The sequence below is a fragment of the uncultured Oscillibacter sp. genome (assembly GCF_910579365.1).
Lineage (GTDB): Bacteria > Bacillota > Clostridia > Oscillospirales > Oscillospiraceae > Oscillibacter.
Map to the genome: position 1 here is coordinate 1 of NZ_CAJTUX010000107.1, position 6,254 is coordinate 6,254.

9 protein-coding genes and 1 pseudogene are annotated in these 6,254 nt (G+C 54.5%); 3 read left to right on the forward strand and 7 right to left on the reverse strand.

Translation table 11 applies throughout. From position 1 onward, the window contains the following. Positions 1–116 precede the first annotated feature (116 nt). Genes QZ329_RS14560 through QZ329_RS14575 form a run of 4 tightly spaced genes read right to left on the reverse strand, consistent with a single transcriptional unit; the run spans position 117 to position 2,356 of the window. Positions 117–809, reverse strand: coding sequence for an ABC transporter permease (locus tag QZ329_RS14560; protein WP_161845102.1), 693 nt, complete (start codon positions 807–809; stop codon positions 117–119). Then, positions 793–1,527: an ATP-binding cassette domain-containing protein gene (locus QZ329_RS14565; RefSeq protein WP_160637715.1), complete on the reverse strand. Its 735-nt coding sequence runs from the start codon at positions 1,525–1,527 to the stop codon at positions 793–795. The genes QZ329_RS14560 and QZ329_RS14565 overlap by 17 nt, the downstream gene beginning before the upstream one ends. Further along, positions 1,524–1,754: a DUF4177 domain-containing protein gene (locus QZ329_RS14570; RefSeq protein ID WP_295753724.1), complete on the reverse strand. Its 231-nt coding sequence runs from the start codon at positions 1,752–1,754 to the stop codon at positions 1,524–1,526. Before QZ329_RS14570 ends, QZ329_RS14565 begins: the two co-directional genes overlap by 4 nt. An 11-nt stretch (positions 1,755–1,765) precedes the next feature. Continuing rightward, the gene (locus QZ329_RS14575) at positions 1,766–2,356 is read right to left on the reverse strand and encodes a TetR/AcrR family transcriptional regulator (protein WP_161845104.1); all 591 of its coding nucleotides are present in this window, start codon (positions 2,354–2,356) and stop codon (positions 1,766–1,768) included. A gap of 171 nt (positions 2,357–2,527) precedes the next feature. On the opposite strand from QZ329_RS14575, the pseudogene QZ329_RS15690 reads away from it, so the two are divergent. Then, positions 2,528–2,629, forward strand: a pseudogene (locus tag QZ329_RS15690) (resolvase); the annotation flags it as partial. Here the strand turns inward: QZ329_RS15690 and QZ329_RS14580 are convergent. From QZ329_RS14580 to QZ329_RS14590, 3 genes are all read right to left on the reverse strand, one after another. Then, the gene (locus QZ329_RS14580) at positions 2,610–3,089 is read right to left on the reverse strand and encodes a hypothetical protein (RefSeq protein ID WP_295753726.1); all 480 of its coding nucleotides are present in this window, start codon (positions 3,087–3,089) and stop codon (positions 2,610–2,612) included. The pseudogene QZ329_RS15690 and the gene QZ329_RS14580 sit on opposite strands and share 20 nt — an antisense overlap. A 175-nt stretch (positions 3,090–3,264) precedes the next feature. Beyond that, positions 3,265–3,663, reverse strand: a complete 399-nt coding sequence (locus QZ329_RS14585) for a DUF6329 domain-containing protein (protein WP_295753727.1) — start codon at positions 3,661–3,663, stop codon at positions 3,265–3,267. Positions 3,664–3,752: 89 nt separating this feature from the next. Beyond that, positions 3,753–4,670: a hypothetical protein gene (locus QZ329_RS14590; RefSeq protein ID WP_295753728.1), complete on the reverse strand. Its 918-nt coding sequence runs from the start codon at positions 4,668–4,670 to the stop codon at positions 3,753–3,755. On the opposite strand from QZ329_RS14590, the gene QZ329_RS14595 reads away from it, so the two are divergent. After that, complete coding sequence (locus QZ329_RS14595; protein WP_295753729.1) at positions 4,662–4,997, forward strand: hypothetical protein; 336 nt, start codon at positions 4,662–4,664, stop codon at positions 4,995–4,997. The genes QZ329_RS14590 and QZ329_RS14595 overlap by 9 nt on opposite strands. A 31-nt stretch (positions 4,998–5,028) precedes the next feature. Continuing rightward, positions 5,029–6,254: recombinase family protein (locus QZ329_RS14600; protein ID WP_295753730.1), on the forward strand; the 1,226-nt coding region annotated here is incomplete at its 3' end.

The window sequence follows — 6,254 nt, forward strand, 5'->3', positions numbered from 1 at the left end:
CCGTAATGCAGATGCCGACAATCAGCGAAACGATTGAGATAAGCTGCATCGTTTCTGCACCAGGAACGGGGATAAAGCTGGGAATGGGAAAGTTCATGTAGCTGCCTCCTTTTCTGTCAGTTACTCAAGTCAGAAGAAACCATTTTGCGGACGGTGATTGCGGAAAAGCCTGCGCCGATCATGCCAAACACGATAGCCGCAATCGGAATGGACATCAGCCCTGCGCTGCTGCCTTGGGAATTGGAAACAATGGCGGCGAGTGCAAAGGATGAAACGATGGTCGCAATCGTGGACTTCTTTATCATTCCGATGTAGAGCGGGAGTAGACCCAGCAAAACAGCCGACAAAGCTGTGATGGCTTGTGTCATCAGATTTGCAGGGCTGGTGGTGACAAAGGGGAAATATTGGCTTATAAAGGACAGGCAGGCGTATTGAAAAATGCCGGACAACCCATGAAATAGAAGCATGATGCCGCATATCAGGATAATCTTCACGGCAATCAATTTTCCACGCTGGACAGGATAGGTAAATAGCAGATTTATCGTTTTGCTACGGTATTCTTCCACGATAAATGCTGAAATCAAGACCGCCTCCCAGACAATCAGCATAGCCCTCACAAGCATGGTTGCCAGCGTCAGCGTATCCAACTGCGCGGGTGGCAGGCCGGTCACAGCAACTCCACCGTCTGCGCTCAGGAGGGAGGAAGTAAACGCGCTCAACAAGGTAATCACAACATTTGCGGCCAGCAGGCTAATAAAATGCGATTTGAGCGAAACCCTTTTCAATTCCAGCTTAACAAGGTTTTGCATGGCTGCCACCTCCCCCCAGCAAACTCAAATAATAGGTTTCGAGGTTCATGCCCTTTTCCGCAATCTCCGTCATGGATATTTCCGCAAGCATGGAACCATGGTCTATGATGCCGATGGTGTCCGCGATTTTGGATAGCTCGTCCAGAATATGGCTGGATATGAAGATGCTTGTGTGATGCTCCCGGTTGATCTGCCGGAGTAGTTCCCGCACTTCCATCACGCCCTGGGGGTCTAATCCGTTGATTGGTTCGTCCAGAATGAGCAGTTCCGGCTTAGTCAGAAAAGCCCTCGCAAGGGCAAGCCGCTGTTTCATGCCCAGAGAAAATTTGCCTACGGCTTTATTGTCAGTCTCTGAAAGGCCCAGCATCGCCAGCATTTCCCCGATACGTTCATAGCCCGCGCCCATATACCCACAATGCAGTTCCAGATTTTCACGGGCACTCAAATGCTGATAGAAAACGGGGCTTTCAATGATGCTCCCAATCCGGGAGAAAACAGAGTGGTTTCCTTTTTCGACGCGCTCCCCTAACAGGGTGATCGTTCCGGCATCGGGGGCCATGATGTGATAGAGCGTTTTCATCAGCGAGGTTTTCCCCGCGCCGTTTGCGCCTAAAAAGCCGTAAATCTCACCTTGTTTCACCCTCAAGGTTACATCATTCAAAATGACGCTGCCGTCAATGCTCTTGGATAGATGGCTGGTTTCAACTGCATAGGTCATGCCTGCGCCGCCTCCCCAGGCTGGTTCAGCCTCTTGAAAATCAGCGTGACCCGATGGGCAAGGCCCACAAGGGAATACTGTGAGCTGCCCAGATAGGGGAGCGTGAGGGATGAAGTCAATTCCCAGCCCTCTTTGCCCCAGCGGTTTAATTGGGCGGTCAGGGCATCCTGGGAACGCTCTACGTCCTTGCAGTCTACGGTGACAGTTTTGTACTCAAATGTTTCCATGAAATCTCCTGTTACTCAAAGATACTGCCCACAAGAATATCTGCCATACGGTCAAACACAGCGAGATAATCACAGGTGACAGCAAGGGTTTCTTTTGCGTTGATGGTTGACAGCAATGCGCTTAAAATCCCATACGCCTGAGTTGCCTCCATTCTCAAAGCGAGGTTTGCGGCCTGAACAGCTTGCTTAAAAAATTCAAAGCTGTCAAACTTGATTTTTTGCATGGTTTCTTCCGGGAGCTTTGTCACGAAAGACTGAAAATCCGGGGTGTTGACGTTATACAAAAAGGGCTTGCTGTCATACTCCCGGAACAACTCTTTCATTGACTGTGCAAAGCCCTCCTTAGTCTGACTGCTCCTGTTGATGGCAAGGACTTTCTCAGTCAGTCGCTGCTGTATGCGCTCGATGGTTTCCGAAAATAGATCTTCCTTTGTGGGGTATAGCGTGTAGAATGTACCGATGGAGATGCCTGCATTGTCACATAGATTTTTGATGCTGGTTTTTTTGTAGCCGTGTGCAATCCAGCACTCCTCGCACAGTTCCCCCAGCCTCTCGCGGATGGCCTTTTTATCGGCATCTGAAAGAACAGGTTTTGATGGCATGGGTTCGTCCTCCTTTCTTGCGATTTCATATTACGAATATTCACAAAATATATTCGCAATCAAATAATAGCACTTCATTCTTACTTTTGTCAAGGGAAAACCCAATGTTTCATGAGAGAAGCAAAATTGTCAGCAGCTCCGCTCCATAGTTTTTGTGGTCTTGTCCATATTAGTGAAATCGTTTTTCCCAGCTATGATGTGCGATTCATTGCCGTCAATGATGGGGTGGACAGTGAGCGTGGAGACAATGATTTCACCCCGTTTCGTAACCTTGTGTAGATAATCGAGATGCAGCCCGAAAACAAGGAAATAAAATCACACATTTCAAGCAAAAGAGGAAAATTGAAGTGGAAAAAGAAATCAAAAAGCATACCGGGCAGAGCTGGAGGCCAAGCGGGATGAGATCACAGGTTATATCCTGGAAAAATGCAGGACAAAGCGCAGTAATCTTTATATCGTAGCTCCCATTGCGATCCACGTTGCGGAACATTTTGAAATCCGCCGTTTGTGTGACAAGGACGGGCGAAATAAAATTGGGAATCAGTTTGTAGCTGAAGTCATGGACGAACTGCTCCAGAAGGGCCGTCTGGTCACCGCTAAAACGTCCTATGGCGAGGGCATTCGCACCGCCACCAATAAAGAGCGCGGCATTCTCCGCCAGCCCACAGAGCAGGTGGACGGGCAGATCACCATGCTGCGGCTCCGCCGCCGATCTTCCGCCCGGAGGCGGCATAGGGGACAGGGGGATTTCCCCCTGCAAGCGCGCAAAATGTACATTTGCGCTATGCTTGCGCCGACACCGCCCAGGGGCGGTGTCGGCCTCGGCCCCGCCGCTGGCGGGGCTGCGTTCCAAGCGGTAGATTGATTGGAATGGGCGGGCGGAGCCCGCTCTCTTGAAGGGAAACTCATTACCGCTCCCGCTGGCTCCGGGGCTGCCGGAGCTTCAGGTCGTAGTGGTCTATCGGCACATCACGCAGGTCCAGAATTGATTTGTCCGGCAAATCCGCTGCGTAGCGGGCGAAGCTGTAACCCTGGCAGTCCACCAGGACACCGCCCCGGATATTCCGGGCAGTCACCAGCAGACAGCGGCTCACACCCTTGCTGTCACAGTCCGTGCTGCGCTTATGGGCCTCAAAAAAGGGCATATCCTCCCAGATGTGGCTGAGAAAGTGCTGGTACTGCTCGTAGGTTAGTTGGATGATCTGCTCTACCTGGACACGGACAGGCCCCCGGCGCCGCTCCTCCAGCAGATCGTCCAAACATCTCGGCTTTCTGCAAAAGTAAGTGTTGATCGTAGATTCCGCCAAGTTCTCACCTCCTGCTGGGTGTTATAGATTCACCTTGTTTCTGCGAAAAAGGAAAGGCAAGGTGAATTGTTTACACCTTGCCTACGGCCCTACCGCTCCGGAGATTTCTTGTGTTTGGACTTCTGATGCTGCACGGTATCCTGTTCCGGAGCACTATAATTGGAGAGTTCTGTTTTCAGCGCGGAAGCCAGCTCCTGAACAGCGGTATTATCGGGGTGTCCGGCCCGGAGTGTGGAAACAGCCAGGGACAATTGGCGAACGCTGTATTTTCCGCCCTGCCGGATGAATCGGACGATCTCCGCAATCTGTTCCTTGCGAAGCCCCCTGTCCTCTGGGAGCGGATCACAGCGGTGCAGCAGATCGCAGTACAGAGCCGCGATCCGGCCCGGTGTGTTGGCGGAGAAGTAGGGATTGTCCCACTCCGCAAAGGGGACAATGGACAGCGCCTGACGGCCACCGTCCGCCTGCTCCCACACACGCACCCGGTCAAAGCCGATCTCACGGGAGATCCGGGCCAGGATATCCATGACGGCGGAATCATCCCGCAGCCCTTCCGTTCGGGTGAAATCGGTGACAAGGTAGTTCTCCCCCTGGCGCACATGGAGGATGTCGGCGGCGCTCATGCCGTCCGCGCTCTCCAGGCCCAGGGTCAGACGGGCGGGAGGCTGGCCATCCGGTCCGGGTTCGGCGGCCTCGCTGTTGTAGGGTGCGCTCCTCAGTTCGTCAAACCGGGCCTTTGCCGCTTCAAAAGAGGGGAAATGTTCCAGCGGGCTGCGGTTTTCTGCGTTGTCCGCCCAGGTTTTCAGGTCTGCGATGATGTAAATGCCCCACCCGCTGCCGGACTCCTGGGCCGGCCCCTGCACAGGCTCCGCCTGCTCCTGCGTAGGCTGTTCTCCAGACAGAGGCCGGAGACAGTCCATGTGCGTGGCGGTCCAGATGGCGTTGTTGGTGAGCTGCCTCTGCCACGCCCCTACGCTGGGCGCCCATCGGAAGCCGCCATGCCGCATGGCCGAGCAGGTATCCCCGATGCGGAACTGCTGGCGGAGGTAGAGCGGCAAGCGGCGGAGTACACGCCTCCGGCAGAGGGCGGATACACTCCCTCTGAGGACACCGTCCGCCTGACCAACGCCATCAACCGGGGGCTGGAGAGGCCGGAACACCCGGAGGACGTGGTGGCCCTGATCTTGCGGGGCATCTCCGCACGGTACGCCTGCTTTGAAGCACCGGCAGCCTCGCCGGATACCCAACGTCTGATAAGAGAAAAAGCCTATGCGCAGGCGATAAAATATATCACCATCACTGCGGAGAACGCGGTGACAGTGACCTTTAAGTAACCGTTCATAACAAATTGGGAAAGGAGCCGTCATGGAACAGACCGTACAGCGGGAACGGAAGATACGCATCATCCCCGCCACGAAGCCGGTATCAACCTCTGGACGGGCCTCCGGCAGCAAGCAGCGGGTGGCCGCCTACTGCCGGGTGTCCACCGGCAGCGAGGAGCAGCTCACCAGCTACACCGCCCAGAAAGCCTACTTCACCCAGAAGATCGGTGAGAACCCCGATTGGGAGATGGCCGGTATTTTCGCTGACAAAGGCATAACCGGCACAAGCATGAAAAAGCGGACGGAGTTCAAGCGAATGATCGCCGCCTGCAAACGGGGCCGCATCGACCTGATCCTCACCAAATCCCTCTCCCGCTTCGCCCGGAATACGGTGGACAGCCTGGAAATGGTGCGGATGCTCCGGGCCAACGGCATCGGTGTGATCTTTGAAAAGGAAAATATCAATACGCTGACGGAGTCCAGCGAGTTTCTGATTACCCTGTTCAGCGGCTTTGCCCAGGCGGAGAGCGAGTCTATCAGCAAAAACGTGATCTGGGGCATCCAAAAGAGCCGGGAGGCAGGGAACGTCCCCTTCCAGTACAAGAAGCTGTTGGGCTACCGGCGGGGGCCTGACGGTCAGCCGGAGATCATCCCGGAGGAGGCGGAGACGGTAAAGCGTATCTTCCGCCGCTACTTGGACGGGTGTAGCCTGGGCCAGATCAAAGCGGAGCTGGAGAAGGACAAGGTTCCCACCTCCTGCGGGGTTCAGAGCTGGACATATCAGGTGATCCACAACATCCTGGTCAATGAAAAATACATTGGCGACACCCTGCTGCAAAAGACATATACCACCGACTGTATCAGCAAGACGGTAAAGAAAAACCAGGGAGAGCGCCCCATGGTGTATGTGGAGAACAATCACCCGCCCATCATTCCGAAAGAGATCTTCTATCAGGTACGGGAGGAGATGGCCCGCAGGGCCAGCAAGCGGAAGGTGATGCAGAAAACGGGCAAGACCGAGCAGGGTAAATACTCCGCCAAATACGCCCTCAGTGAACTGCTGGTGTGCGGGGAGTGCGGTACACCCTATAAGCGGTGTACCTGGGCCAGAAACGGCAAAAAGCGCATTGTCTGGCGCTGTGTCTCCCGGCTGGAGTTCGGCACGAAATTCTGCCACAACTCCCCCACGCTGGATGAAGATAAGCTGCACCGGGCCATCCTGGAGGCCATCAACGGCCTCGACCAAACCGGGCAGGAGATCACGGAGGA